The sequence below is a fragment of the Proteus sp. G4380 genome (assembly GCF_963885725.1).
Classification (GTDB): domain Bacteria; phylum Pseudomonadota; class Gammaproteobacteria; order Enterobacterales; family Enterobacteriaceae; genus Proteus; species Proteus mirabilis.
Genome location: NZ_CAWPAV010000132.1, coordinates 1 through 2168, shown reverse-complemented (window position 1 = coordinate 2168; position 2168 = coordinate 1). Strand labels below are relative to the sequence as shown.

The window sequence follows — 2168 nt, the reverse complement described above, 5'->3', positions numbered from 1 at the left end:
ATCAACTGAGATCACTCTCACAAAAAATAAACATAAGTTTATAAAGGTTTTATTTAAGCTTTATGATAAAAAATAATTTAAAACATTAAGTTAAATGATTTTTGTTTTGTTAAATGTATTTAATGGGAATTAGCGTGCTTTAAAAGATCTATTTACAATAAAATAAGAATGTTTAATATCAAAGGGCAGTCAACTCAAGAAAGGTACTTGCCTTGTTTTAATATTGAGTAAGAAAGAGAGAATTAAAATATCTCTCTCATGGATAATTTATTAGTGATAATAAATTATGATCTTATGTAATAAATAATAAGGAAGTTATTATGAAAAAAATAAACATTTTTACGGGTACTCTATTTGTTTTATCTAGCATAAGTATGGCACAAGCAGAAATCCATTCTAATCAAAGTGGCCCTTTAACCACCATGAGTGTGGGGGCGAGTGATCCCGTGACTCATGGCCCTCATCAATCAGCAGGTGGGGAGCCGGGTGTTGGTATTTCTAATCTATATGGAGGGAAAAAAATTGGTTTTGCGTCATTAACACCAAATAATATGAGTGGTGGGGCGGATAGCCATGGTGTTTATACAATACAACCCAATGAAAATACACCAGCTAGCCATAGTAATATGGGGGTATTTCATTTTTCACAGGTGACTGATGCCAATGTCTATTTTGGTACTTGGGCAAAAACAGCCTCTGTTACAGATATCACTCATCAGTCTTATTATGTAGGTAAAGATGTTACTAGTACGCTACCGACAGACAGTGCAACTTATACCGTAACAGGTATCAGTCAATATAGTGGTGATAATTTACTGTCTGGTACTTTTGATGTTGATTTTTCACAAAAGACAATTGGTGGCTCACTGGCTAATAACCTACGTACTGTCGAGTTAGAACGTGGCAATATTTATACCGCAAATAACCAAGTAACCTTCTCTGCAGATGCAAAAGAAGATACCACTTCCGGTATTGTTGAAGGGGCGTTCTTTGGTGAAAATGCTGAAACATTGGCTGGTATTGTCGTCTTCCACACCGATCATACTAAAGATATTGGTTTTGGAGGAAGCAAAAATAGTGCTGAAGTAGATACTGCAACAGATAGCGTAACAGATAGTGCAGAAGCCTCTTAACGTTAGGTTTTAAGTTCGGAGCTTAAAAACAATTTAGTCCTTTTACATACGTGGTATTAGTGGTCATTAAGCTAGTTTTTAGCAACAGATAATCAAATATACGGTTATCTGTTTTTTTTTGCCTTAAAAAACGGATTGTAAGGAATAGATCTATTGTTATTATAAGGATAAACCATGCGTTATTATCAAAGGCTAATAAAGTCATTATTTATTATTAATATCTTATTTCATTCGTCACAGGGGGTGGCAACACAACCTAATCAAGAGCAGCTTAATAAAGAGAAGGTCGCTCAATTAGGTCAACAACTGTATCACCATTTACAGCAACAGCAGTGGTATCAAGCGGAAAAACTATTAGTTAATTATCAGCAATTACCATTACACGAAACTTTATTAGTCTATTATGCTCAAGCGCTATTAGCACAGAAGAATGGTAATTTCTTACAAGCTGAATTTTATTATCAGCAGCAACTTAAGCAGCAAGCAGATTTTATTCCGGCACAAACAGGTCTAATTCAGCTCTACTTTTCTCAAGGAGAATATAAAAAAGCACAATACCAGCTAAATCAATTAAGTCGTTTATCGGGATTATCACCTACCATTAATCAAGCAATTATCTATTATCAGAAACAGCTTAACGATTATTTTAAAGCTAGGCGTTTTTATCAAATCAGTTTTTTTTATGATGATAATATTAATCATGCACCTTATCTTGATGAGCAAATTGTTTCGCAATCAACGCAAGTCATCATGACCAGAAAAGGCGCTCAACCTATAGCATCGATGGGGGTTAGTCATCTTTTTTCTTTCTATCAGCCCACTTTTATTTACGCTAATAATACCCTATCAGGCTATTTTTCAGCACGCTACCGTGATTATTTTGCATATAAACAAGCTAATTTTACACATTTATATACTCAATTAAGTTATCAGTACCAAAAAAAGGATTATCGGTGGACTTTATCCCCCTATTATGAAATAAAATCACCTAAAAAGGCGTTTGAGTATCAATCTATTGGGGTATATACCGGGCTA

The 2168-nt window shown here is 34.3% G+C and carries 2 protein-coding genes; both read left to right on the top strand.

Going from position 1 to position 2168, the window contains the following annotated elements:
• Positions 1–320: 320 nt before the first annotated feature.
• A complete protein-coding gene (locus tag AACU98_RS12040; protein ID WP_161734774.1) occupies positions 321–1133 on the top strand; it encodes a Slam-dependent surface lipoprotein in 813 nt (270 codons plus the stop codon).
• Positions 1134–1307: 174 nt separating this feature from the next.
• On the top strand, positions 1308–2168 hold an 861-nt coding region (locus AACU98_RS12035), incomplete at its 3' end, for a tetratricopeptide repeat protein (RefSeq protein ID WP_442958956.1).